This window comes from Gulosibacter sp. 10 (genome assembly GCF_900163695.1).
Lineage (GTDB): Bacteria > Actinomycetota > Actinomycetes > Actinomycetales > Microbacteriaceae > Gulosibacter.
In genome coordinates this window covers 1-24127 of sequence record NZ_FUIC01000016.1, presented here as the reverse complement: position 1 = coordinate 24127, position 24127 = coordinate 1, and the positions used below count along the sequence as shown (strand labels likewise).

Below are 24127 nucleotides of genomic sequence, written 5' to 3'. Positions count from 1 at the left end.
CACATGTGAACGAGATCAGCGCGGCACAGTGGTCTCATGACGCACCGCCTCGAGTCGTGGGACGACTATGCCCGGGAGTTCGGCGTCAATCTGCAGCGCGCCCGGCACGAGAAGCGGCTCAGCCAGGAGCGCGTCGCCTCGGCCGCCGGGATCTCGGTCTTCACCTACCGGAAGCTCGAGAAGGGGCAGTCGAACCCCGGCACCGCCGCCAATCCTCGCCTGCGCACGCTGATCGCGCTGGCCGAGGTGCTCGAGACCTCCCCCGAGTCGCTGCTCCCGGAGCAGCTGCCGGGCATCGCGATCGGCCGATAGGCGCGGGTCGCGCCCGAAGACGTCCATGTCGGGGGCTCGTGCTCCAATGGGATCACGCCGTGCGGGCCGATTCATGAGAGCGGAGGCCTGAGCGTATGCAGCCGTCCTGGCAGAATGACCCGTGCCCTCGATGGTGCGCGGGCGATCACCTGGAGTCCGACCTGCCGGAGGACCGCGTCCATCGGGCGCCCGGTGTCGCCGTCCCCGTCGTCAGCAGACGGACCGATACCGACCTCGTGCGCACGGCGCACCCCGAGGAGTACGAGATCGGGCTCAGCCGCGCCGACGGCTCGACCGAGACCTGGGTCTACATCGGCGCCGGACCCGGCGAATACCTCGAGGTGAGCGTCGAGAGCGCGCGCCGACTCATCGCCGCACTGCAGCACGTGTGCGGACGAGAGGAGTAGCGATGCGCCGCCGATCCTCTCTCCGCCCGGCCCTCGGCGTCCGGGCCCCGGCCGCGCCCCTAGCGGGAAGGCGCCGCCGGCTTCGGCGGATACACGGCCGTGACCAGCACCACGCTGATCAGCATGAGCAGGAACCAGGAGACGAGCTTCATCCAGGACACGGGCTCCCAGCCGTCCACCTGATCGGGATACGCCCACGCGCCCGCCCAGGTGGCGATGTTCTCGGCGAACCAGATGAACAGCGCCACGAGCGCGAAGGCGAGCAGCACGGGCATCCGGAACGTGCGGCGGAAGACGCGGTAGTGCATCCACGTGCGCCGGTATACGAGCACCACCAGCGCGAGGAGCAGCCACCGCGCATCCCAGACGTAGTGATGCGCGAAGAAGTTCGCGTAGGCCGCGAGCGCCAGCAGCGCCGTGGCCCACAGCCGCGGATAGCGCTCGAACCGCAGGTCGAAGAGCCGGTAGACCCGCACCATGTAGGAGCCGACCGCCGCGTACATGAACCCGGTGAACAGCGGCACTCCCCCGATGCGCAGCAGGCCGTCGGGATCGTAGAGCCACGACCCGACGCCGGTCTTGAACAGCTCCATCACGGTGCCGACCACGTGGAACAGCATGATCACCCACAGCTCGCGCCCCGTCTCGAGCCGGGCGAGCAGCATCAGCGCCTGGATGACCACCGCCGCGATCACGAGCGCGTCGTTCCTCGCGAACACCGCGTCGTCCGGCCACCAGAGTCTGGCGGCGATGATCGCCACGAGCATCAGCGCGCCGAAGAGGCAGGCCCACGCCTGCTTGAGCCCGAAGACGAGGAACTCGATCAGGCCCGCGCGGATGCCGCGCTCACCGGCCCGCTCGAGCATCCGGCGCGAGAGGCGATCGATGCGGCGCTCGGCGGCGCTGAGCCGCCGCGATGCGCCGCCCGGGGGATCGACGGCAGGTTCCCCGCCCTCACCCTCCCGACTCGTCATGGTGCAGGACTGTACCGCCCCGCTGCGCCGCCGGGCATCACCCCGACGGGCCATCCCGGACGCTCGATCCCAGGTCTCGCGGCCTCATCGCGCCTGCGCTCATCGCCACCGATGGCGAAGTCCACAGCTCCCGGCGATGCGGCGGAGCACGGTTCCGAGGCGGCGAGGCGCGGCCCGCCTCGTCCGCACGGCGTACGATCGCAGCGTGACGATCTTCGCTGCCATCGTGCTCTTCGTGGGCGCCCTGTTCAATGTCATCTCGTGGCCGCGCTTCTTCCAGCGCGTCTCCGCCGACCCGCGCGCCCGCGACGAGTCCGGGCGCCGCACGACCTTCTACACCGTGCATCTCGTGCTCGTGCTGATCGCCCTGACCATCGCGGCGGCCTCGGTCGTCGCGGGCGTCATGCTGCTGATCGCCTAGCGATGCCGCGGGGCCGCGGCCGGATGATCCGGCCGCGGCCCCGCGATCGCCCGCGTCGGGCGCGGAATCCGTCCTACCGCAGCTTGTCCAGCACCGCGGCGCCGAAGTCCTCGGTGCTCGCCGAGCCGCCGAGATCCGGCGTCGAGACGCCGTCTCCGAGCACGCCCTCGAATGCGGCCGTGAGCTCCGCCGCGGCCTCCCGCTCGCCGAGGTGCTCGAGCATCATCGCGCCCGCCCACAGCGTGCCGACGGGGTTCGCCTTGCCCTGCCCCACGATGTCCGGCGCGGTGCCGTGCACCGGCTCGAACATCGAGGGGAACTCGCGCTCGGGGTTGAGGTTGGCCGAGGGGGCGATGCCGATCGACCCGGCGACGGCGGCGGCGAGGTCCGAGAGGATGTCACCGAAGAGGTTGGACGCCACCACCACGTCGAGCGAGGTTGGCTTGAGCACGGTGCGCGCCGCGAGCGCGTCGATGAGCACCGGCTCGACCTCGACGCCCTCGTACTCGGCGACGGTCTCGGCGACGACCTCGTCCCAGAACGGCATCGAGTGGATGATGCCGTTCGACTTGGTGGCCGAGACGATCCGGCCGCTGCGCTGCTGCGCCAGCTGCGCCGCGAAGCGCGCGACCCGGCTGATGCCCTTGCGCGTGAACACGGCCTCCTGCACCGCGAACTCGTCCGGCTCGCCGCGGTGGACGCGACCGCCGACCTCGGAGTACTCGCCCTCGGTGTTCTCGCGCACGATCACCACGTCGAGCCCCTCGGCGCGCGAGCTCGTGGGGGCGATGCCCGGGAGCATGCGCATCGGGCGCAGGTTCACGTACTGCCGGAACTCGCGGCGGAACGGGATGAGCAAGCCCCACAGCGTGACGTGGTCGGGGATGTCGACATCGCCGACCGCGCCGAGGAAGACGGCGTCGCCGTCGGCGAGCTGCTCGATGCCGTCCTCCGGCATGAAGGCGCCATCCTTGCGATATCGCTCGGAGCTCCAGTCCCGCTCGCGCCAGGCGACCTCGAAGCCGTGGCGGCCGGCGAGCGCGTCGATCGCGCGCAGCGCAGGCGGCATCACCTCCACGCCGATTCCATCCCCTGCAATGACATCAACGGTGTACTTGCGCAACGATCGCGGCCTTTCCCGAGAAACTTAGTGTCGCCTAACATGCTACGCCCGCTCTCATGCGCTGGACAGCCTCGGTTCCCTGCAAGAACAGGCGCGATACGCTGGCGACCACGACGCAAAGGAGCACGATGACTTCCCCCGCAACGCCGCTGAACGACGCCCGCACCCTCCGCCTCGTCTGGCCGCAATGGCAGGGCGCCGGCCGCAGCAGCGTCGGCGAGTTCCTGCCCGAGCTGCCCTTCGAGTACGCCCGCCGCGCCTACGCGATCGGCTCGCGGATGCTCGACGCGCTGCTGCCGCCGCACGACGGCCCCACCGAGGTCGTGCCCGTCGACGGCGGCGACCCGGACGAGGGCGCGGTGGACGGCATCGAGTCCCGCTCCGCGCTGAGCGCCTCGCTCGCCGCCGCGCAGGAGGCCCTGGGCCGTCACGACGTCGACCGCATCCTCACCCTCGGCGGCGAGTGCTCGGTGAGCGTCGCTCCCTTCGCCGCGCTCGCCGAGCGCTACGGCGACGACCTCGCGGTGATCTGGCTCGACGCGCATCCCGACGTGGACACGAACGGCACCGGCTATTCGGGCTACCACGCGATGGCCGTGTCGACGCTCATCGGCCGCGGCGACCCGGAGTTCGGCGGCCGGCTCCCCGCGACGATCCCGCCCGAGCGCGTCGCGCTCACCGGCCTCCACTCGTGGGAGGAGGACGCCTACGCGCACGTCGCGGAGTGGGGCCTGCCCGCCTTCGGCCCGGAGGCGCTGCGGGAGACGACCGCGCCGCTGCTCGAGTGGCTGGCGGGCACCGGCGCGAGCAGGGTCGCGATCCACCTCGACGTGGATGTCGTCGACAGCGACGAGGTGCGGCTGGGGCTCGGCGCCGACCGGGGCGGGCTCACCCGCGCCCAGGTGCGCCGGATCGTCGAGGACGTCGCGGAGCGGGCCGATGTGGTCGGCCTCACGATCGCGGAGTTCATCCCCCGCGACGTGCTCGCCCTCGACCGGCTCGTGCGGGGGCTGCCGCTGATCGGCTGAGCCGGGTGGCCGCGCGCCGGCCGCCTCGACGGCGAATGCTCGCATTCCGCGACTGGAGGGCCTGCCTGCGCACTGCGACCGCTTCCGAGGGACGTGCTGGCCGTATCCCGGAGACGGCAGGAGCCGCCGCCCGGACCTCGGAGGACGTTGCAAACCGCTTTACACGTCCCGGTGACGTGTAAAAATTTCGACGCCTTCTTTACACGTGCTCATACCGTTGCAATACGCTGATCTGCACACGAATCCAAGGCCGGGAGATGCGGGTCCGGTCCCTTCCCGGCACGTACATCGGCAGTTCCAAGACGGGCAGGCCCCGGTACACGCCGCCGGAAGGCGCAGCCACGATCCGCGACAAGCTCGGCCAGTGGGAGGAATTCGTCCATAGCCGAGACGAACTCGACCCCCTCGTCATCATGGCCGCGGCTCACTACCAGTTCGAGGCGATCCATCCGTTCGCCGACGGCAACGGCCGAACAGGCCGGATCCTGAACATCCTGATGCTCGTCGAACGCGGACTGCTCGAGGAGCCCGTCCTCTATCTCTCCCGCTACATCATCCGTCGCAAAGAGGAGTACTACGATCGCCTGCTCGCCGTGACCGAGCATGGCGCCTGGGAAGAATGGCCGGCCTTCATGCTCGCCGGCGTCGAGGACTCCTGCCGCGAAGCGCTCGAACTCATCAGCACGATCCAATACCTCCAGCGGGCCATGCCCCGAGAACTGCGCGACACCGTGTCCACCGCCGATGCCGATCTCCCGGACCTCTTGTTCGAGCGGCCGTACTGCAGGATTCAGGACGTCATGGACCGCTGCGGAGTGTCCCGCCCGACCGCGACGAACTGGCTCAATCGCCTCGTGGACAGCGGGGCGCTGACCAGCACCCGCGCCGGCCGCCATCGGCTGTTCATCAATCATCGCTTCCTCGACGCACTGGCCGCCTAGCCCATCCCTATACTGGCCGGAACGGGGGAACTCCCGCTCCACCACCGAAGATTGGACGGCTCATGGCTCGCACATCCAGCTCGGACAGCACTCGCAAGACCGTTCGCGGCCCGCTGGTCGCGGCCGGCGTCCTCGCGGCCATCACCGGCCTGCTCATCCTCCTCTGGCCGGCGCAGACCGCCGCGGTCATCCCCATCATCATCGCCGTCTACGCGCTGCTCACCGGCATCGTCTACCTCATCGCCGGATTCACGAACAAGACCCACGGCACCGGCCTGCGCGCCGCGCACATCCTGCTCGGCATCCTCTTCGTCGCCGCGAGCGTCGTGACCTTCCTCAACCTCGGGCTCGCGACGAGCCTGCTCGCGGTCTTCATCGGCGTCGCGCTGGGCGTCACCTGGATCTTCGAGGCCATCGCCGCGTTCATCCACGCCGCCGGGCTGCCGAAGCGCACCTCCGGCCGCCGCTGGTCGTTCGTCTACGCCGTCATCAGCCTGCTCGCGGGCATCGGCGTGATCATGTCCCCGTTCCTCTTCGCGCTGTGGATGTGGCTGTTCGTCGGCATCTCGCTGCTCTTCTTCGGCGTGGTCAACACCGTCCGGGCGCTCAGCATGAACTCGAACCGCTGATCGGGAGGCCCGTATGTCCGACCCCAAGCCCGAGCTGAGCCTCACCGACCAGACCGTCAAGCTGCTGCAGGCGCTCATCCGCAACGCCGCGGTGAACGACGGCACGCCCGACTCGGGCAACGAGATCGCGAGCGTCCGCACGCTCGACGCCTTCTTCGGCAAGGCGCTCGACGTGCCGGGCATCCAGTCCGAGGTGGTCGACCCGCACCCAGGCCGCTCCTCGCTGATCGTCCGCGTGCCCGGCCGCGATCCCTCGGCCCGCTCGCTGCTGCTGATCGGGCACCTCGACGTCGTGCCCGTGGAGACCGCCGGCTGGCGGCGCGGCCCGTTCAGCGGCGAGATCGTCGACGGCGAGGTCTGGGGCCGCGGCGCCGTCGACATGCTCACGCTCACGGCGGCGATGGCGGCGGTCACGAAGCAGGCCATCGCCCAGCGCAGCCGGCTGCGCGGCGACCTCGTGTTCGCCGCGGTCGCCGACGAGGAGACCGGCGGCGACTACGGCACCGGCTGGATCACCCGCAACCGCCCCGACCTCCTGCGCGCCGACGACGCCCTCACCGAGCAGGGCGGCATGCTCATCGACCCGAGCCGGCCCGACTCCGGCATCACCCTCGGCATCGGCGAGAAGGGCCGCTCGCCGCGCCGCATCCACGTCACCGGCGTGCCCGGCCACGGCGCCGTGCCCTGGGGGTCCCGCAGCGCCGCGGAGATCGCCGCCGAGATCGTCCTGCACCTGCTGCGGAACCCCGCGCCGCCGGTCATCCTCCCCTACTGGCGCAGCTTCGTGCACGCGCTCGGCGTGGACGCCGATCTCACCGCGGCGCTGCTCGACCCGGCACGCGTGGATGCGGCGCTGCCGCGGCTCGACGACCTCGCCGCGCTCGGCCACGCGCTCACGCGCATGACCGTCTCGCCGAACATCGTGCGGGCGGGCGACAAGCTCAACGTCATCCCCGGCGAGGCCACCATCGACCTCGACATCCGCGTGCTGCCCGGCCAGACCGCCGCCGAGGTCGACGAGTGGCTGCAGCGGACGCTGGCGCCCTGGCGCGAGAGCATCCGCGTCACCGGCTCGCTCTTCGAACCCGGCAACATCTCGCCCACCGACACCGGGCTGTACAGCCGCATCATCACCGTGTTCCGCGAGCAGTACCCGGAGGCGCTACCGGCTGCCGTCATCGGCCCCGGCGGCAGCGACGGCCGATTCCTCCGCGCGCAGGGCACGAACGTGTACGGCTTCGGGCTCTACTCGCCGCGGCTGCCGCTCGCGGAGTTCCGCGGCCGGCTGCACGCGAACAACGAGCGCGTCGACCTCGAGTCGATCGACCTCACCACGCGCGCGCTCGCGAAGATCGTGCTGCCCTGACCCGCGCGATCGAGGCGCGGCCCCGCACAGGGGGCCGCGCCTCGTTCCGATGCGTCGGGCTAGTCGTCGCGCTCGCCGTCGGCCTCGATGACCCTGGGCGCCTTCGAAGCCGTCACCTGGATCTTGCGCGGCTTGGCCTCCTCGGCGACCGGGATCGTGAGCGTGAGCACGCCGTCGGCGTAGTCGGCCTCGATGCGGTCGACCGCGAGGGTCGGGCCGAGCGTGAGCTGCCGCGCGTACGTGCCGAACGACCGCTCGCTGGTGAGCCACTCGAAGTCCTCGCCGCCCTCGGGACGCTTGCGCTCGGCGCGGATGGTGAGCGTGCGGTCCTCGACGTCCACGTCGATCGTCTCGGCGTCGACGCCGGGCAGGTCGACCTTCACGACGAACTGCTCGCCCTGCCGGTACACGTCGATCGGGAACACCGTCGAACCGGCGGTTCGCGTCGCCTCCTGGAAGACACGCTCGATCTCGCGGAACGGGTCGATTCTCGTAGCCATGGGTTCTCCCTTCACTGGATTCGCAACAACGGCACCGACACGCATCTCGGGAGGAGCGTGCCGTGCGGGTGCTTCAACCACCCGCACTTAACTTGATACCACTCGAATCAAGTTTGCTCACCCGTTTTCACGCACTATTCAGCTCGCCTAGAGCGAACATCGTTGCGCTGCTGCGGATCGGAGATCAGGCGCGGCGCAGGCGCCCCTGGAGATCGGGCCAGTCGATCCGGTGCCGTGCGCCGTTCGCGAGGGCCTTCGCCTCGACGTAGTTCGCGAGCACGATCCCGTTCGGCGAGAGCTCGGTGACCGTCAGGTCGCGGATCTCCTCCGCGGTGCCCGCGTCCAGCGTCCACCGCTCGGCGAGCTCGCCGATGCCGCGCTCCAGCAGCAGCTCCTCGGCCGGCACGTATTCGAGCGGCTCCCCGACCGCGTGCCCCAGCAGGGTGCGCGGCTGCATCGACGCGTAGTCCTCGCTCAGCGGCTCGAGGTAGCCGACGGTCTCGCCGTCTTCTCTGCGGACGGCGATCCAGTGCTCGATGGGGTTCATGGTGCCCGAGCCTAGAACGGTTCCGGTCGCAACGGATCTGCGCTAGGAGGGCTGTGTCGGCGGTATCCCCGCGCTGAGGCGAGGATAGGCCCGCCGCTGCCCTCCTAATGCAGATCGAGGTGAACAGACTCCCCCTGCCCTGCGGGCGAAAGGGCGGGCGGGTTCTGCCGGAACCGGCGCGGCGAGTCGCACATTTCGCAGGATTTGCATGGTTTGGGTTCACGCGGCGGCGATACTGTACTCCCATGGCTGACACCCCGAACGAGCTATGGAATGCGTTTCTCGCGAAGAAGGGCCGCACCCTCCAGCCCGATGTCGACGTCGCGCTCGGCCAGTCGCACGAGTGGCAGCGCGGGTCGTTCGGGCTCGCCCCCGATTTCAGCGAGCTGCTGCAGACGACGACGGTCACGCCGGTCCGCATGAGCGGCGTCGACTACGAGCTGCTCACCTGGGGTGAGGGCGACGCGCTCCGGGGCTGGTTCACCGCGATGCCGCAGGATGTCGGGGACGCGCTCGTGCATCCGATGCAGCGCGAGCTCCTCGCCGTCTTCGGCGGGATCCTCGAGGTGTTCGGCACGAATCCGCAGCCGGCCGACGGCGGCTGGTGGCTCAACCAGCGGGCCATCCTCTCCTCGGAGGCGTACTCGCTCGGCAAGCAGTTCCCGGAGTACGTGCGCGCCTCCGACTGGGCCTGGGAGGACGCGGGACTGGAGTTCGACTTCGATCCCGAGCCGTTCGTGGGCATCGCAGCCGAGGCGAACTCGAATCTCACGATGCTGCACACCGGTACCGGCCAGGTGGTGGCGTTCCTCCCCGATCACTCCTACGGCGGCGTGACCCCGCTCGAGGGCTGCCCCGAGTACACGCTCTACACCCACGACGAGGCGCAGGATTTCGCCTCCTGGCTCGACTGGCTCGGCCGCACCTGGCCGACCGCCTGAGCCGCGGCCGCTCGCGCCCGCCTGGGGGTCAGACCTGGCAGTGCGGGCACCAGGTCGACTGCCGCAGTTCGGCCCCGCGCTGCTCGCTGCCCGACGCGTGCGTTCCGGCGACGATGATCGTGCCGCAGCGCCTACACGGCTCCCCCTCCCGGCCGAACACGTAGCCCGTGTTCCGCAGATCGCCGGTGAAGGTCCGCTCGACCCGGTCGCGATTGGCGAGCATGAGGCGGTGTCCCAACTCCAGCCATTCGCCCATGTCGCCGCATTCGCCGACCGTCCTGCTCGGCAGCACTCCGCGCAGGAAGCACATCTCGGTGACGTACTCGTTGCCGAGCCCGGCCACGTTGCGCTGGTCGAGCAGCGCCGCGGTGATGGGCCGGCCCGGATCGGCGGCCACCCGCCGCACCGCCTCGTCGAGGTCGACGTCGTCGTCGAGCAGGTCGGGGCCCAGCCAGCCGAGCCGTTCCTCCTCCTCGGCGGTGGGCCAGAGCTCGAGTCGCGCAAGGTCGATGCCGAGCGCGATGACGGCGGCGGTACCGATGATCGCGCGGATGCGGTGGTCGGCCGGCCACGCCACGGTCGGGCCGCGGCGCACGGAGCGGAGACGCGGCCGTCCCAGCCTCGCCCGCGCCGCCGCGCCTCGCGGGGTGTCCGCCGGGATGCCGCGGTGCGCCTCGTACGGGCGGGGCGGGACGAGCCGCCAGGAGCCGTCCATGCCGAAGTGCGAGTGCACGGTGCAGTCGCCGATGCGCATGAGCATGTGCTTGCCGCGCGAGTCGACGCGGTGGATGCGCTCGCCCACGAGCGAGGCGGTGGCGTAGTCGGGAACGCGCAGCTCGAAGCGGTCGACGATGCGCCCCGCGAGCGACCGGTCCAGGTTGAACGCCGCCCGGTAGGCGGTATCCCCCTCAGGCATGCGGGGTCGCCTCCCCGTACCGGAGGGCGCCGAGCCTCGACGCCTGCGGGACGGCGCGAAGCATCGGCTCCACGCTGCACGGCACCGGAACGGCTCGGATGACGCCGATGCCACGGACGCTACGGACACCGGCACGGACACGGACAGAGCCGACGGCATGAACGAAACCGACAGCACCGACAGCACCGACAGCACCGACAGCACCGACAGCACCGACGATCGTTGCCTTCCCAAGGCTCATAGGCGCATCCGCAGTCCGCGCGGGGTCGTCGAGAAGCCGCCGTCCTCGAGCGCTCGGGCGAGCGGCGAGTTCAGCGCGTACTCGCCGTTCACCTTCTCGATGACGAGCCCCGGGATGCGTGCCCGCCGCACCGTGTCGGCCAGAGAGTGGGCGGCGGCCCGTTCGGCCTCGGGCGTGCAGTCGAAGCGCAGCAGCGTCTTGCCCCCGCGCTCGATGTAGAGCACGAGCGCGCCGTCCACGAGGGTCACGAGCGCGCCGGCCTTGCGCCCCGGACGGTGCGAGCCGCCGTGCTCGGGCCAGGGCAGCGCGGCGCCGTAGGCGTTGGCCGGGTCGGTGGCCGCGAGGGTCAGGGCGTGGTGCGGCGGCCGTTCGAGGAACCGGTCATCGTCGGCCCGGCGGAGCACGTCGATCGCGCCGGCCGTGGCGAACTGCGCGGCGCCCAGCCGGTCGACGAAGTACCCGCGGCGCGCCTGCCCGGCCTCCTCGAACTTCGCGAGCACGCGGTACTGCAGCGCGAAACCGCCGCTCGTGCCCGCCGCCTCGACCGAGCCGCGGGTCACGACCCCGTAGCGGTCGAGGAGGAGCTCGCCGGCGGCCTGCGCGCGGACGGTGTCCTCCTCGTCCGCGGTACCGACGATCGACCAGCGGCCGGATGCGCGCGGCGGCACCTGCGCGGCGCGGCGCTCGGCCGCGGCCCAGGAGCGGAAGGTGCGCCCTCGGGCGGGTCGCCGCTCGGTGCGGTGGGCCGTGCGGGAGGCGGATCCGGCCGGACCCGCGAGCAGGGCGCGCAGCGGCACGAGCGTATCGGTCGTGACGAGCCCGCTCCACGCGAGCTCCCACAGGGCGTCGGCGATCGCATCGTACGAGGGCCGGTCCGCCGTCGAGGCGCGGCTTGCATCCGTGTCCTCCCCCGACGCGCTCGCGCGCTCGAAGTGCAGGGAGCCGACGCCCGAGCCGCTGATGCCCGAACCGCCGACGCGCGAGGCACCGGCCTCCGAGGCACCGAACCGAGGCGACGCGCTCCGCGGCGAGGCGGACGCGGTCCCGTCGCCGGATGCCATCCCGTCGCCGACGCCCGGGCTGTCGGCGAGCGCCTCCGCGATCTGCGGCAGGAACATCGCCCCGCGCCGTTCGAGCATCGCGCGGATGCGCTCCGCGAGCGGCGAGTGCGCATCGGCCGCGGGGTTCTCGGCGAGGGTCAGGTGCTCGGTGTCGGCGAGGTGCAGGCTGATCCACCCGTCCGAGGAGCCGATGCCGCCGCGGCCGTGCCAGCGCACCTCGCCCGAGGCGAGCAGTTCGTCGAGCATGCCGGGCGCGTAGTCCTCGACGCGCGCGGGCAGGACGAGCGACTCCCAGGCGGAGGCCGGGATGGCCGTGCCCTGCAGCTGGTCGATCGCGGCGATCACGCCGTCGACGCCCCGCAGGCTCGCGCCCACCTGCTGCCACTCCGGCAGGAAGCGCGCGTAGGCGGTCTGCGAGACGGGTTCGACCTCGTGCCGCAGCTTCGCGAGCGTGCGGGCGCGGATGCGGCGCAGCACGCGGTCCTCGACCCATTCCTCGCCCGTCCGTGCGGGCGTGAACTCGCCGCGGACCACCCGGTTCGCGAGTTCGAGACGGCCGAGCACGTCCGCGACCACCGCCTCGCCGAGTCCGAGCCGGGCCGCGAGTTCGCCGGTCGTGAACGGCGCGTTCGTCCGCGCGAAGCGGCCGACGAGGTCGCCGAGCGGGTCCGCGACCGGATCGATGAAGGCGTTCGGCACGCCGATCGGCAGCGGCACGCCGAGCGCGTCCCTCAGCCGAGAGGCGTCCTCGATCGCGGCGAGGCGCTCCTGGCCTGCGATCCGCACAGCGAGCGCGCGCTTGCTGGCGATGAGCTCCTCGGCGATCTCGCGAGCCGCCTCGAGCGCCGCGTCCGGGATGGGCCGAGGCGCTGTCCCGGGGGACGCGGCCTCGGCAGACCCGGCCTCGACAGGCATGGCAGGCACAGTCTCGACAGGCACGGCAGACCCGGCCTCGACAGGCACGGCAGGGACGGCCTCGGCAGGCACGGCGAACGCGGCAGGCACAGTCTCGACAGGCATGGCAGACCCGGCCTCGGCCGACGCCGCGTCCGGCGCCGCGCCGGGATCCGTCGCCGGATGCCCGCCGCCATCCGGACCGTCCCGATCCTCCGAGCCGACCGGGCTCCCCCGACCCGATGCTCCCGGCTGGTCAGGCGCTCCCGGCCGACCAGGCGCTCCCGGCCGGTCCGATGCTCCCGGCTCGCCGAGACTGTCCGGACCCGCTTCACCGGCCCCGTCGCCCTCCTCGAACTCGAGCCGTTCCGCGATCTCCGCCGTGGAGAGCGGTCCGAGCAGCCGCAGCGCATCCGCGACGCCCTCGAGGCCGCGGATGCGGAATCCGGAGGCGCGCTTCTGCAGCTCGTCGGCCACCTGTTCGATGGCCTCCGGGTCGAGCAGCTCGCGCAGCGAGGTGGCGCCGAGCAGGTCCGCGAGCAGCCCGGCGTCGAGGCTCAGGGCGGCGGCGCGGCGCTCGGCGAGCGGCTGATCGCCCTCGTAGAGGAACTGGCCGACGTAGCCGAACAGCATCGTGCGCGCGAAGGGCGAGGGCTCGCCCGTGATCACCTCGGTGAGCCGCACCTCCCGGGCCGCGATGCGGCCGAGGAGCTCGGTGAACGCGTCGAGGTCGTAGACATCGTGGAGCACCTCGCGCACGGTCTCGAGGATGATCGGGAAGTCGGGGTACCGGCGCGCGACCTCGAGCAGCTGCGCCGCGCGCAGCCGCTGCTGCCACAGGGGCGAGCGCTTGCCGGGATGCAGGCGCGGCAGCAGCAGCGCCCGCGCCGCGTTCTCGCGGAACCGCGCCGCGAACAGCGCGGAGGCGCCGACCTCGCGGGTCACGACGGGCTCGATCTCCTCCCGCTCGAACGCGAACAACTCCGCCCCCGGCGGATCGCCCTCGATATCGGGCACCCGCACGACGATGCCGTCGTCGCTCGCCACCGCCGAGGCCTCCATCCCGAACCGCTCGCGCACCCGCGCCGTCACCATGAGCGCCCAGGGCGCGTGCACGCGGCGGCCGTAGAGCGAGTGCAGGATGACCCGCCAGTCGCCGAGCTCGTCGCGGTTGCGCTCCACGACGAGCACGCGGTCGCTCGGCACCTGGCCGGTGACCTCGCGCTGCTCGCGCACGTAGGCGAGCAGATTCGTCTCCGAGTGCTCGTCGAGCACCGGGGCGAGCGCCTCGGGCACCGCATCCCGCTGCGCGATGGCCCGCACGGATTCGCCGATGGCCCGGCCCAGCTCGGCGGGCCTGCCGAGCGCATCGCCGCGCCAGAACGGCAGCCGGCCGGGCTCGCCGAAGGCCGGAGTCACCCGCACGCGATCGGGCCCGATCTCGCGGATGCGCCAGGAGGTCGAGCCGAGCGCGATCACGTCGCCCACGCGGGACTCGTAGACCATCTCCTCGTCGAGCTCGCCCACGCGCATCCCGCCCTCGCGGCGCGTGCCCGCCGAGGCCGTGCTCGCGTCCTCCTCCGCGCCCTCGGCGCCGGTGAACATGAACACGCCGAACATGCCGCGGTCGGGGATGGTGCCGCCGCCGGTCACCGCGAGGCGCTGCGCGCCCGGTCTGCCCTCGAAGACGTCGGCGTCGCGGTCCCACAGGATGCGCGGGCGCAGCTGCGCGAACTCGTCCGAGGGGTACTTGCCAGCGAGCAGGTCAAGCGTGGAGTCGAGCAGTCCGCGCGACAGCCGCTGGAAGGGCGCCGCGCGGCGCACGAGCGCGAGCCAGTCCTCGGCCGCCCAGGGATCGACCGAGGCGGCGGCGATGATCTGCTGCGCGAGCACGTCGAGCGGGTTCTCGATGAGCTCGATCACCTCGATGGAGCCGCTCAGCATGCGGGAGGCGACCACCGCGGAGTGGAGCACGTCCGCCCGGTGCTTCGGCAGCAGCCGGCCGCGCGAGACGCCGCCGACCTGGTGCCCCGCGCGTCCGAGCCTCTGCAGGCCGGAGGCGACCGAGGGCGGCGCCTCCACCTGGATCACGAGATCGACATCGCCCATGTCGATGCCGAGCTCGAGGCTCGAGGTGGCGACCACGCACCGCAGCCGGCCGGCCTTGAGCTCCTCCTCGACCTCGGCGCGGGTCTCCTTCGACACGGAGCCGTGATGCGCCCGGGCGAGATCCGCGTCCGCGCCCTTGAAGTCGCCCGAGCCGCCCATGAGCTGCGCGCCCATGACCCGGGGCCTCGGCCGGTCGCCCTCCGCGCCAGGTGCGGCTCGGATGCCGAAGCCGGCGCCGATGCCGGAGTCGACACCGCCGCCGGCTGCCGCCGCACCGACCGCCGCATCTTCCCCGTTCTCGACTCCGCCGGGGGCCGCGTCCCCGGCGCCGGACCCCGCCGACCCACCGCGCGAACGACCTGCGCCATCCATGCCATCCGCGCCTTCGACTCCGGCCGCCGCGCCGTCCGCACCGTCCGTGTGGACGCCGGCCGCGCCGCCTCCCCCGCTCGCCGCGCGCGCATCCGCGATCCGCTGCTCGTACTCCTCGTTGAGCCTCGCCGCGAGGCGCTCCGCGAGTCCGCGCGAGTTGACGAAGACGATGGTGGTGCGATGCTCGAGCACCTGGTCCACGATCTCGGTCTCGATGTACGGCCAGATCGATCCCGCGCGCGGATGCGCGGCCTGCGTCGCGTCGCCGAAGACGATGCCCTCCTCCGACGACTCCCGCTGCGACGCGCGGCCCCGGTCGGAGCGCTCCGGCCCGCCGGAGGAGCCGAGGTCGCTGAGGTCCGCCACCGGCACCACCACCCGCAGATCGAAGGCCTTCTCGCTAGGCGGCGCGACGATGCGCACCGGCGCGCTGCCGCCCAGGAATTTCGCCACGGTCTCGAGCGGCCGCACGGTGGCCGAGAGGCCGATGCGCTGGGCCGGACGCTCGAGCAGCGCATCCAGCCGCTCGAGCGTGAGCGCGAGGTGGGCGCCGCGCTTGGTGCCCGCCACGGCGTGCACCTCGTCGAGGATGACGGTCTCGACACCGGCGAGGCTCTCGCGGGCCGAGGAGGTGAGCATGAGATAGAGCGATTCGGGCGTGGTGATGAGCACGTCGGGCGGATGCGCCTGCAGCCGGCGCCGCTCGGCGGGCTTCGTGTCGCCCGAGCGCACGCCCACCGAGATCGGCGTCGGCTCGGTGCCGAGGCGCCGCGCCGTCTGCCCGATGCCCACGAGCGGCGCGTGGAGGTTGCGCTCTACGTCCACGCCGAGCGCCTTGAGCGGGGAGATGTAGAGGATGCGCGTGGCGGGTCGGCCCTCATCCCCGCCCTCGTCGGCCCGCTCCTGCACGAGCCGGTCGAGCGCCCAGAGGAACGCCGCGAGCGTCTTGCCCGAGCCCGTGGGCGCCACCACGAGGGTGTGCTCTCCGGATGCGATCGACCGCCACGCCTCCCCCTGCACCCGCGTGGGCGCGCTGAAGGCGCCGAGAAACCACTCCCGAGTGGCCTCCCCGAAACCCGCCATCGCGGCCGCCGCATCCGTCATGGCACTACCCAACCACAAGCCACCGACACGGCCCGTCCCGACGGCTTCCGGCCCCGCGGTCCGGGGCCGGCCGTCGGGAAGGGGCGGGCGAGGGGGCCGAACCCGCCGTCCGCCGCACGAGAATGCGCTTCTCTCGCGATTCCGAATTCCATCCGGGCCGTGAGCCGACTAGATTCTTAGTCGGACAGAGATTGGAGGGGATTATGGCTGATTCCACTGTGGCTGCCGGCTCGAACGGTCGAGAGCCGAGTCAGCCGACCCCGGAGGAGATCGTGGCCGAGGGCGTGTACATCGCCGCCGCCGCGACGCAGCTCTCGCTCAAGAACCGCATCCTCGTCGAGACCCTCTCGGACGACGGCACCGGGTTCGCCGCCGACCACTACATCGATGTGGCCCGCGACTCGCTCCTGCAGCTCGTCTCCGAGGCCGAGTCGGAGTGCGAGCGGCTCGAGCGCATCATCCAGCGCGCCGGCAAGCGCCGCGCGCGTCCGATGGACATGCACGACTACCGCAAGAACGACGTCGACAACCTCAAGAAGCGCAAGGCCCAGTCCGAGCTCGTCGCGCGGGAGCTCCGCAAGCGCGCCGAGGACGAGGATGCGCTGCGGGAGCTCGTGAGCGCGGCGCACGAGGCCGCCTGGACCGAGATCGCGCGGAACATCCAGTACAACCTCGACTCCGAGTTCGCGCCGGTGCCCACCGACGTCGAGGACCCGGAGGAGCGCTCGGGCCGCATCCACGACGTCATCGCCGTCGACCTGCCCAAGCTCGAGCGCGAGCGGAAGCGCGCCGCCCGGCTGGCCGCGGAGCAGAAGCCCAAGGACGAGGAGCCGCAGCCCGACTCCGCGAGGAAGAAGCCCCGCACCGGGTTCTTCACGTGGCTGCGGAAGCAGATCAAGCTCGATCACTAAGGCGGGCGCCGCTCGCGCCTCGCAGCCTGGAGTCCCTTTAGCGAGGACCCTTTCGCGAGGGCCGTCGGGAGGGCGGAAGCGCCACCGAGCGGTCCGCGCCCGGGCCGCCCGCCCAGGTTCCTGGCGCGCGGTGCCCGACGCACGGTACGCGGCTCGCGGCGCCCGCCGATGCGCGGCTCGCGGCTCGCAGTGCGCGGCACGCGGCGCTCGACGCGCGGTTCCGTAACTTGCAGCTCGCGTCTCCGCAGCTCGCGGCTCTGTAACTCGCGGCTCGCTGTCGCGGCTCGCGGAAACCGGATCGGCCCCGCAGCGGAAGCGCTGCGGGGCCGTCCCGTTCGCCGGACCCTCGTCCTACTTGTCGGTCCAGACCACGGGCTTGCTGTCGTAGTCGGTGTCCCAGCGGGTGTAGTGCAGGCCGGTCACCTCGTGCTCGTCGCCCGCCGAGTAGACCGGGATGCACGTGGTGAAGGTCACGCCCGGCCCGAAGCCCGAGGGGAAGTACTCGATCGGGCACTTCGACCACGAGCTCGTGTAGACGCGATCGGCGCGCTCGCCGTTGTCGAAGAGACCCTCGAGGTTGCTGTCCACGTTGTAGTACTCGAGCGAGGTGGACGCCTCGTCGACGCCGGTGATCTCCACCTCGATGAAGTACGGAGTGTTGCCCTTGGCGTCCTCGTCGACGTCGCCGAGCTCCTCCGTGTCCTGGGGCGAGCCCTTGGTGATGCTCAGCGGCGTGATCTCGACCAGGCCCTGGCCCTGGGTGCCCACCGTGAAGTCGATCGTCGCCGTCTCGCCGAAGGAGAGCTCCGTTCCCGGCGGCGTCAGCTCGCCGGAAGGCGCGGACTGCCCGCCCGGATCCGAGGTGCCCGACGGAGCCGGATCGGAGGGCTCGGGTGCGGGCTCGGCAGGCTCCGAGGTCGCCGGGTCCTCCGGCAGGCCGGGCTCGGCGTACGGCATCTCCTGCTTCTCGCCGCGCTCGAGCCTCGTCTCGGGCTCGGCCGATGAGCACGCGGCGAGGGTGATCGTGAGGGCGCCTACGCCGAGCAGTGCCAGCAGCTTCTTAGTCATGACTCATTCCATTCACGGTGCCGGGAAACATGGGACCCCGCGGCACGCGCAGCGGGGTCCCATGCATCACGATGCCTATTCGGTCCAGACGACCGGGTTTTCCTCGTAGTCGGTTTCGCGGCTGTCGAACTGCAGGCCGGTCACCGCCTGGCTGTCGTTGTTCGAGAAGCCGGGCACGCAGGTGGTCGTGGTGTCGCCGACCGCGGCGTCCGAGGAGCCGGACTCGCTCTTGCACTTGTCCCACGAGCCGATGACGGTGACCAGGTTCGCGGTCTCGCCGTCCTCGTAGAGGGCGTCGAGCGCGCCGTTGACGTTGAGCGAGCCCATCGCGACCGCGGCGTCGTCCGCCGGGGCGAACTCGACCTCGATGTAGTAGGGGGTGATGCCCTCCATCTGCGGGTCGTCGAAGTCCGCCATGTCGGCAGGGTCGCCCTTGGTGATGCCCACGGGGGTGATCTCGACGAGGCCGCTCTCGCCCGCGTAGTAGAACTCCACGACGGCCGTCTCGCCGAATGCGAGCTCGGTGCCGGGAGCGGTCACGTCGCCGGCCGGGGCGGAACCGCCCTCATCCTCCACGGCGTCGTCCTCGGCGGGAGTCTCCTCCTCCGTCTCCGGAGCCTCCTGCTCCGCCTCGGTCTCCTCGGCGACGGGGGCCTCCTCGGCGTCCTCACCCTCATCGGACGAGCAGGCGGCGAGCGAGAGCCCGAGCGCGCCGATACCGAGCAGTGCCCACAGCTTCTTCTTGTTCATACGTCATTCCATTCGTTCGTTTCGGACACCTAGGGATGCGCCGGGTCGAGCGCGTTCTCGATCCGCAGCCGCGAAACCGAGCGACCACCGGTTCGGAGTGTTCCCTACCGTCCACCTAGTATCGGTGCTCGCGCTGCTCCAAGACAATTCGCAGCATCGGATATCCGGCTCGAGGATGACGGTCGCAGCAGTTCAGGAGCGCCGCCTCTCCGTCATGCAGGCGGTGCCGCCGGTCCATCCCGGCATCGCCTCATCGCCGAGCGCAGCCGCTGCTCCGTCGTTCACCGCCTCCCATCTGCACTAGGAGGGCCGTTTCGAGCCGTTGAGGGCGGAAACGGCACCCATGGCGTCGCCAGTGGCGTCCTAGTGCAGATCCTCGCGCACCGACCCCGCTCGCAGGCGCCCGCAGTAGCCTGCCGGTCACCGATACGGCCACCGTCCCGACCGGACCCGATCCGCCGAACCCGACCGCCGAAGGAGTCGCCATGCGCCGCGTCCGCCGACCGCTCTCCGCCCTGCTCGCCGCAGGCGCGGCGTCCCTGCTGCTCGCCGCCTGCGCCGACGCGGGTTCACCCTCCCCCATCGGCGAATGGGGCAGCACTGCGCCGGGGCAGCCGCACCTCGAGTTCTCGGAGGAGGAGGTCTCGGGCAGCGACGGCTGCAACGGCCTCGGCGGCCCCTGGAGTCAGGATGCCGACGGCACGCTGAACATCGGGCCGCTCGTCGGCACGCTCATGGCCTGCCCCGACGTGGACACGTGGCTCGGCGAGGCCTACACCGCCGAGGTCGACGGCGATCTGCTGCGCGTCTACGACCGCGAGGGCGCCGAGATCGGCACCCTCGAGCGCGTCGCCTGACCACCCCGACGGCGTCCCGCACGGCCGCGTGGCAGCTCCGCACCACGGCCGCACCCCGGACCGCCACGGCGGTATCCCGCGCGGCCGCCGCGGCACCGCCTCCTCGAGCGCGGTCCTCGACCGGGTCGAGCGGCACCGCCCGGCCGCCGTGCGCGCCGGCCCCGGGTAGGGTTCGGTACGGGGCCGGTCGGCCCCTGCGGACGTTCGGGAGGGAATGGAGTGGGTCGGCGCATCGGCGGCATCAAGCTCGTCAACGTCCTCGTCATCGCGATGTGCCTGCGGGCCGCGGTGGTCTCCTTCGGCCCGGTCGCGCAGCGCATCGGCGCGGACTACGGCCTCAGCGCCGCCGAGCTCGGGATGCTCGCCGCCCTGCCGCTGGTGACCTTCGGCCTCGTCTCGGCCTTCGTCGCGAAGCCCGCCCGGCGCATCGGCTTCGACCGCCTCTCCGTGCTCGCGCTGCTGACCCTCGCGGTGGGCATCGCCACCCGGCTCATCCCGGCCGCGTGGGCGATGTGGGCGGGCACCGCCGGCGTGGGCCTGGGCATCGGCGTTCTCAACGTGCTGGCCCCGGCGATCGTCAAGCGGGACTTCCCCTGGCAGACCTCGTTCGTGTCGGGGCTCTACTCGGCGGCGATGGCCGCGGCGGCCGCCACCGGCATCGCGCTCGCCACTCCCCTGACGCAGGCGCTGCACGGCGACTGGCGCATCGCCCTCGCCTCCTCCCTGCCCGTCGTGCTGCTCGCGATCGTGCTGCAGCTGCTGCGCATCGGCCGCGGCAGGCGCACGACGACGGATACCGGCACGCTCCTCGTCGACGGGCGCCCGCCCAGGCCGACCACGCGGCCGACGCCGCTCTGGCGCTCTCCGCTCGCGTGGGCGGTCACCGGCTACATGGCGCTGCAGTCCTTCGTGTTCTACGCCTTCGTCAACTGGATCCCCTCGATCACCGCCGACGCCGGCTTCAGCGAGGCCGAGGCGGGCTTCCACCTCTCCGTCAACCAGCTCCTCGGCATCCCCGGCGCGATGCTCGTGGCCGTGCTGATGCAGCGCAGCCGCGACAGCCGCGTCGTCGTGGCGGGCACCGCCCTCTACGGCCTCGTGCCGGTGCTCGGCACGCTCTACGCGCCCTCGCTCATCTGGTTGTGGACCCCCATGCTCGGACTCGTGACCTCCGCCTACTTCGCGATCGCCATCGCCCTCGTCGGCGAGCGCACCGCCTCCAGCCGCGACGCCGCGCGGCTGTCCGGCATGGCGCAGTCGGTGGGCTACCTGGTGGCGGCCACCGGCCCCGTGATCGCCGGCTGGCTGCACGACCTCACCGGCGGCTGGACCGCCACGATCTGGTCCTTCGCGATCGGGCTCGTCCTGCTCGGGCTCGTCGGACTCGTGGCGGGCAGGGACCGGACCATCGCCGGCCCGGAACAGCGCGGCCGGGAGCGGCGCAGCCCGGAACAGCGCGACGAGGAACAGCGCGACGAGGAACGACGCGACGAAAAGCAGCGCGATCCGGAACAGCGCGGCGGGGAACAGCCCGGCCGGGAACAGCGCGGCCCGGAGCGGCGCGATAGGGAGCAGCGCGACCCTGATCAGCGCGCCCCTGGTCCGCGCGATCAGGGTCGGCGAGACCAGGTGCAGCGAGACCCGGAGCAGCAGGACCGGGAACGGCCGGATGAGGAGCAGGACGGCGCGGACCCGCGCGATCGGGAATAGCCCACCGGGCCCCGTCCCGGGCCCCGCCCCGAATTTTCGGCACCCGGTTTCCGATTCCGGGGCCATCCGCCGTTCTCCGCATTCCCGTGCGGGAGCCGCGCTGCTAGTGTCGGAAACGTGTCCCCCGGCGCGTGGCCCGCAGATCCCATTCGCGCACGACGAAGTGCCCTCGGTCGTGCGGCCAAGCGCGCCGTCGAGCAGTCGGGGCTGCTGCTGCTCGTCGACGGCCTCCCGGGCATGGGCAAGTCCACCCTGCTGCGCGAGCTCGCGGGGCTCATGGAGACCCAGCACGGCTGGTCGGTCGTCTACGCGCACGCCGACCGCTTCGAGCGGGGCGAGCCCTACAGTTTCATGGAGCGGCTCTTCGCCGGCGACCTGGCCTCCGGCTGGACCTTCGAGGCCGAGCCCGCCCAGCACCCCATCCCCATCGCCCGGGAGTGCCTGCACCGCATCCTCGAGGACGAGCCCGAGGACGGGCGGCTCATCGTCGTCGACGACGCCCAGTGGATCGACGACGCCTCGGCCCGCGTGCTGCGCTACCTCGTCCCCCGGCTCACGCGACGCAGGGTCATGCTCGCCTTCGGCACGAGGACGCCGCACGAGCGCGGCTCCTTCGGCGAGTTCCTCAACGAGCTCTCCGGCAACCCCGACGGCGAAGCCATCCACATCCACCCGCTGCGGGAGTCCGAGATCCGCGCACTGGCCGTCGAACGGTTCGGCGTCGGCATCGCGAAGCGCAACGCCGAGGCGCTCCGCAACGTCACCGGAGGCTCCTTCCTGCACGTCGACACCATCCTCTCGCAGCTCACGCCCGAGGAGATCGCGAAGCTGCACCTCACCTGGGACATCCCCATCCGCGGCGCCCGCCCACTCGACAACCCGCTGCTCGTGGAGTACGAGGAGCTCGGCCCCGAGGCCCGCGCCACCGTGGAGATCGTCTGCGTCGCCGGCTCGGAGATCTCGCGCACGACCCTCGAGGCCGCCGCCGCGCGCCTCGACGAGCCCGTGCGGCTGGACGAGGCGTTCGAGCGGCAGGTGCTGCGCGAATCCGGCTTCGGCTCGCTCGTCGTGCCGCATCACGCGCTCATGGCCCACGCCGTGCGGAGGGCCATCGGCACCGAGCGCTCCCGGCGCATCTCGGGCGCGCTCGCCGAGACGCTGACCGGCTTCCCCGCCGTCAAGCACGCGCTCGCCGGCGCCGACGCGTGGCGGCCCGAGCTGCGCGAGCGGGTCATCGACTACGTCGAGAGCGCGATCGAGCAGGGCGCCTCCGCGAACGCCGACGAGGTGCTGCGCGGCGCGCTCGCGATGGCGGCCGACCGCGAGAGCCGCGAGGAGCTGCTCATCGAGCTCGCGGTCGTGCACCTGCGCGCCAAGACCGTGTTCCACCTCGTCGACCTGTTCGGCGAGTACGAGCAGCTGCCCGAGGGCGCCCTGCGCGAGTACATCCTCATCCTCATCTCGGCGCACCGCGTCGACATCCCCTTCCCCCACGAGCGCGTCGCCCGCCTGCTCGCCACGCCGGGCGAGGATCCCGACGAGCGCACGCTGCAGGCCTCGTTGGCCTTCATGGCCGTGATCATGACCATGCGCAGCAGCGACCCCTCCGCCGTGGTGCGGCTCATCCCCCAGGCCCGCCACTTCTTCGAGCAGGCGCCGGAGGACCCCGCCGAGCTGCGCGACCGGCGCCTCGCCTGGCTCGTAGCCCCGCGCGAGCACCTCGTGCTGCTCGACTGCTATGCGATGGTGCACACCCACCGCCAGTTCGACATGGCCGCCGCCGAGCGCGCGGTGCGCGAGCTGATCGGCCGGGCCCAGGCCCTGCCCGACGGCGGGATCAAGGCCGACGTGCTCATCGCCATCGCCGGCGCGCTCGCCGCATTCGGCCGCTTCGAGGCGGCCGCGCAGATGTCCGGCCAGGCCGTGCGGATCGTGGATGCGGGCCACCACCCCTGGGGCGCCGGCACCGTGCGCCTCGTCTACGCCCATTGCCTCGTCATGCTCGGCGAGTACGAGGAGGCCGGCGCGCTGCTCTCGCTCATGGAGGAGGTCTCCTACGACGTGCTCGACGTCGAAACCCGGCCGCTCGCCACCGCGCTGCGGGCGTTCGTGGCGGCCGGCACCGGCCGGGAGGATCCGGCTCCGCTCGTCGCCCAGGCCCGGCGGCGCCACGAGATCGAGTGGGAGAGCTACGCCCCGGACCTCGCGGTGATCGCCGCCTGCGAGGCCGCCCGCGCCGACGACGACCCGGAGGGCGTGATCGCGGCCTCCGAGGACCCCTACCTCGAGCGCATCACGAGCACGCAGCACGGCTTCCTCACCTACCGGGCGCAGGCCCTCATCCGCCTCGGCCGCCTCGACGAGGCGGAGGCGCTGCTCGACCGGCTCGAGAAGTGGCGCGGCGCGCGCTGGCAGGAGTGCTGGGGCTCGCTCGCCTGGCTGCGCGCCCTGCTGGCGGCGGCCCGCGGCGACGACGCCGAAGCCGAACGGCGCTACGAGGAGGCCGCCGCCGGCGACTCCCCATACCCGCTGCCGCGCGCGCAGATGCTCGCCGACTACGGCGAATTCCTCGCCGCGCGCGGACGCGAGGACGAGGCGCGCAGCCGCCTCGGCACCGCCATGACCATCCTGCGCAAGTGCGGCGCCGAGCGCTACCTGCCGCGGGTGCGCAGCGCCCTCGCCGCCCTCCGCAACCGCGACCGCTCCGAGCGGGAGCGCCTGCTCGCCGCGCTCACCGCCCGCGAACTCGAGATCGCGAACCGGCTCATCGACGGCGAGTCGAACCGGCAGATCGCCGAGGCCCTCGTCGTCTCCCAGGCCACCGTGCGCTTCCACGTCTCGAACGTGCTCCGCAAGCTCCAGGTCTCCTCCCGCGGCGCGGCGGCGCGCGTGCTGCGGGTGCTCGCCGGATCGGCGGCCCGGATTCGGGATGGCACGCGACGAGG

At 72.1% G+C, this 24127-nt stretch carries 21 protein-coding genes; 13 read left to right on the top strand and 8 right to left on the bottom strand.

All coding sequences use genetic code 11. The features are described from left to right. Positions 1-36: 36 nt before the first annotated feature. Positions 37-312 carry a helix-turn-helix domain-containing protein gene (locus FM112_RS06390; protein WP_087005243.1) on the top strand — a complete coding sequence of 92 codons (276 nt, stop codon included), beginning with the start codon at positions 37-39 and terminating at the stop codon, positions 310-312. Between the two features lie 236 nt (positions 313-548). Next, the gene (locus tag FM112_RS17135; RefSeq protein ID WP_176386701.1) at positions 549-719 is read left to right on the top strand and encodes a hypothetical protein; all 171 of its coding nucleotides are present in this window, start codon (positions 549-551) and stop codon (positions 717-719) included. A gap of 59 nt (positions 720-778) precedes the next feature. Here FM112_RS17135 and FM112_RS06380 read toward each other — a convergent pair whose 3' ends face one another. Continuing rightward, positions 779-1585 (bottom strand): DUF817 domain-containing protein, encoded by an 807-nt coding sequence (locus FM112_RS06380; protein WP_254910399.1) that lies wholly within the window; start codon positions 1583-1585, stop codon positions 779-781. Positions 1586-1898: 313 nt separating this feature from the next. On the opposite strand from FM112_RS06380, the gene FM112_RS06375 reads away from it, so the two are divergent. Beyond that, positions 1899-2114: an SCO4848 family membrane protein gene (locus FM112_RS06375; protein ID WP_087005235.1), complete on the top strand. Its 216-nt coding sequence runs from the start codon at positions 1899-1901 to the stop codon at positions 2112-2114. Positions 2115-2187: 73 nt separating this feature from the next. On the opposite strand, the gene FM112_RS06370 is transcribed toward FM112_RS06375, so the two are convergent. Continuing rightward, the gene (locus FM112_RS06370; protein WP_087005233.1) at positions 2188-3237 is read right to left on the bottom strand and encodes a tartrate dehydrogenase; all 1050 of its coding nucleotides are present in this window, start codon (positions 3235-3237) and stop codon (positions 2188-2190) included. Between the two features lie 128 nt (positions 3238-3365). Between FM112_RS06370 and FM112_RS06365 the strand changes: the two genes are divergently transcribed. The 4 genes from FM112_RS06365 to FM112_RS06350 all read left to right on the top strand — a co-directional run bounded on the left by FM112_RS06365 (position 3366) and on the right by FM112_RS06350 (position 7201). Continuing rightward, a complete protein-coding gene (locus FM112_RS06365; RefSeq protein WP_087005230.1) occupies positions 3366-4265 on the top strand; it encodes an arginase family protein in 900 nt (299 codons plus the stop codon). Between the two features lie 257 nt (positions 4266-4522). Then, on the top strand, positions 4523-5206 hold the full coding sequence (locus FM112_RS06360) for a Fic family protein (RefSeq protein ID WP_087005227.1): 684 nt from the start codon (positions 4523-4525) through the stop codon (positions 5204-5206). 62 nt (positions 5207-5268) lie between these two features. Then, on the top strand, positions 5269-5835 hold the full coding sequence (locus tag FM112_RS06355) for an HdeD family acid-resistance protein (protein ID WP_087005224.1): 567 nt from the start codon (positions 5269-5271) through the stop codon (positions 5833-5835). A 13-nt stretch (positions 5836-5848) separates the two neighbouring features. Then, a complete protein-coding gene (locus FM112_RS06350; protein WP_087005221.1) occupies positions 5849-7201 on the top strand; it encodes a M20/M25/M40 family metallo-hydrolase in 1353 nt (450 codons plus the stop codon). Positions 7202-7260: 59 nt separating this feature from the next. Here FM112_RS06350 and FM112_RS06345 read toward each other — a convergent pair whose 3' ends face one another. Beyond that, positions 7261-7701, bottom strand: coding sequence for an Hsp20/alpha crystallin family protein (locus FM112_RS06345; RefSeq protein WP_087005218.1), 441 nt, complete (start codon positions 7699-7701; stop codon positions 7261-7263). A 184-nt stretch (positions 7702-7885) separates the two neighbouring features. Next, the gene (locus FM112_RS06340; RefSeq protein WP_087005215.1) at positions 7886-8248 is read right to left on the bottom strand and encodes a hypothetical protein; all 363 of its coding nucleotides are present in this window, start codon (positions 8246-8248) and stop codon (positions 7886-7888) included. Positions 8249-8493: 245 nt separating this feature from the next. On the opposite strand from FM112_RS06340, the gene FM112_RS06335 reads away from it, so the two are divergent. After that, the gene (locus FM112_RS06335) at positions 8494-9189 is read left to right on the top strand and encodes a hypothetical protein (protein ID WP_087005212.1); all 696 of its coding nucleotides are present in this window, start codon (positions 8494-8496) and stop codon (positions 9187-9189) included. 28 nt (positions 9190-9217) lie between these two features. On the opposite strand, the gene FM112_RS06330 is transcribed toward FM112_RS06335, so the two are convergent. After that, complete coding sequence (locus FM112_RS06330) at positions 9218-10105, bottom strand: DNA-formamidopyrimidine glycosylase family protein (protein ID WP_087005209.1); 888 nt, start codon at positions 10103-10105, stop codon at positions 9218-9220. 237 nt (positions 10106-10342) lie between these two features. Next, positions 10343-15886, bottom strand: coding sequence for a DEAD/DEAH box helicase (locus FM112_RS17400; RefSeq protein ID WP_217874460.1), 5544 nt, complete (start codon positions 15884-15886; stop codon positions 10343-10345). A 203-nt stretch (positions 15887-16089) separates the two neighbouring features. Between FM112_RS17400 and FM112_RS06320 the strand changes: the two genes are divergently transcribed. Further along, positions 16090-16797 carry an asparagine synthase gene (locus tag FM112_RS06320; RefSeq protein WP_140400593.1) on the top strand — a complete coding sequence of 236 codons (708 nt, stop codon included), beginning with the start codon at positions 16090-16092 and terminating at the stop codon, positions 16795-16797. A 351-nt stretch (positions 16798-17148) separates the two neighbouring features. Here FM112_RS06320 and FM112_RS06315 read toward each other — a convergent pair whose 3' ends face one another. Both FM112_RS06315 and FM112_RS17125 read right to left on the bottom strand, forming a co-directional pair. Beyond that, on the bottom strand, positions 17149-17865 hold the full coding sequence (locus tag FM112_RS06315) for a hypothetical protein (protein ID WP_087005199.1): 717 nt from the start codon (positions 17863-17865) through the stop codon (positions 17149-17151). A 75-nt stretch (positions 17866-17940) separates the two neighbouring features. After that, positions 17941-18615, bottom strand: a complete 675-nt coding sequence (locus FM112_RS17125; protein ID WP_087005196.1) for a hypothetical protein — start codon at positions 18613-18615, stop codon at positions 17941-17943. Positions 18616-19100: 485 nt separating this feature from the next. Here FM112_RS17125 and FM112_RS06305 point away from each other — a divergent pair, with 485 nt between their 5' ends. The 4 genes from FM112_RS06305 to FM112_RS06290 form a co-directional block, all read left to right on the top strand. Further along, complete coding sequence (locus FM112_RS06305) at positions 19101-19472, top strand: META domain-containing protein (protein ID WP_087005193.1); 372 nt, start codon at positions 19101-19103, stop codon at positions 19470-19472. Between the two features lie 28 nt (positions 19473-19500). Then, positions 19501-19641 carry a hypothetical protein gene (locus FM112_RS17120; protein ID WP_176386700.1) on the top strand — a complete coding sequence of 47 codons (141 nt, stop codon included), beginning with the start codon at positions 19501-19503 and terminating at the stop codon, positions 19639-19641. A 50-nt stretch (positions 19642-19691) separates the two neighbouring features. After that, positions 19692-21182, top strand: a complete 1491-nt coding sequence (locus tag FM112_RS06295) for an MFS transporter (protein WP_087005185.1) — start codon at positions 19692-19694, stop codon at positions 21180-21182. Positions 21183-21299: 117 nt separating this feature from the next. After that, on the top strand, positions 21300-24127 hold a 2828-nt coding region (locus FM112_RS06290; RefSeq protein ID WP_140400591.1), incomplete at its 3' end, for a LuxR C-terminal-related transcriptional regulator.

What these genes read in the sequence shown, in the direction of transcription:
- FM112_RS17125 (WP_087005196.1), bottom strand. Translation starts at nt 18,615, where the DNA reads ATGAACAAGAAGAAGCTGTGGGCACTGCTCGGTATCGGCGCGCTCGGG.
- FM112_RS06355 (WP_087005224.1), top strand. Translation starts at nt 5,269, where the DNA reads ATGGCTCGCACATCCAGCTCGGACAGCACTCGCAAGACCGTTCGCGGC.
- FM112_RS06330 (WP_087005209.1), bottom strand. Translation starts at nt 10,105, where the DNA reads ATGCCTGAGGGGGATACCGCCTACCGGGCGGCGTTCAACCTGGACCGG.
- FM112_RS06335 (WP_087005212.1), top strand. Translation starts at nt 8,494, where the DNA reads ATGGCTGACACCCCGAACGAGCTATGGAATGCGTTTCTCGCGAAGAAG.
- FM112_RS06365 (WP_087005230.1), top strand. Translation starts at nt 3,366, where the DNA reads ATGACTTCCCCCGCAACGCCGCTGAACGACGCCCGCACCCTCCGCCTC.
- FM112_RS06320 (WP_140400593.1), top strand. Translation starts at nt 16,090, where the DNA reads ATGGCTGATTCCACTGTGGCTGCCGGCTCGAACGGTCGAGAGCCGAGT.
- FM112_RS06340 (WP_087005215.1), bottom strand. Translation starts at nt 8,248, where the DNA reads ATGAACCCCATCGAGCACTGGATCGCCGTCCGCAGAGAAGACGGCGAG.
- FM112_RS06305 (WP_087005193.1), top strand. Translation starts at nt 19,101, where the DNA reads ATGCGCCGCGTCCGCCGACCGCTCTCCGCCCTGCTCGCCGCAGGCGCG.
- FM112_RS06390 (WP_087005243.1), top strand. Translation starts at nt 37, where the DNA reads ATGACGCACCGCCTCGAGTCGTGGGACGACTATGCCCGGGAGTTCGGC.
- FM112_RS06380 (WP_254910399.1), bottom strand. Translation starts at nt 1,585, where the DNA reads ATGCTCGAGCGGGCCGGTGAGCGCGGCATCCGCGCGGGCCTGATCGAG.
- FM112_RS06350 (WP_087005221.1), top strand. Translation starts at nt 5,849, where the DNA reads ATGTCCGACCCCAAGCCCGAGCTGAGCCTCACCGACCAGACCGTCAAG.
- FM112_RS06345 (WP_087005218.1), bottom strand. Translation starts at nt 7,701, where the DNA reads ATGGCTACGAGAATCGACCCGTTCCGCGAGATCGAGCGTGTCTTCCAG.
- FM112_RS06315 (WP_087005199.1), bottom strand. Translation starts at nt 17,865, where the DNA reads ATGACTAAGAAGCTGCTGGCACTGCTCGGCGTAGGCGCCCTCACGATC.
- FM112_RS06360 (WP_087005227.1), top strand. Translation starts at nt 4,523, where the DNA reads ATGCGGGTCCGGTCCCTTCCCGGCACGTACATCGGCAGTTCCAAGACG.
- FM112_RS17400 (WP_217874460.1), bottom strand. Translation starts at nt 15,886, where the DNA reads ATGACGGATGCGGCGGCCGCGATGGCGGGTTTCGGGGAGGCCACTCGG.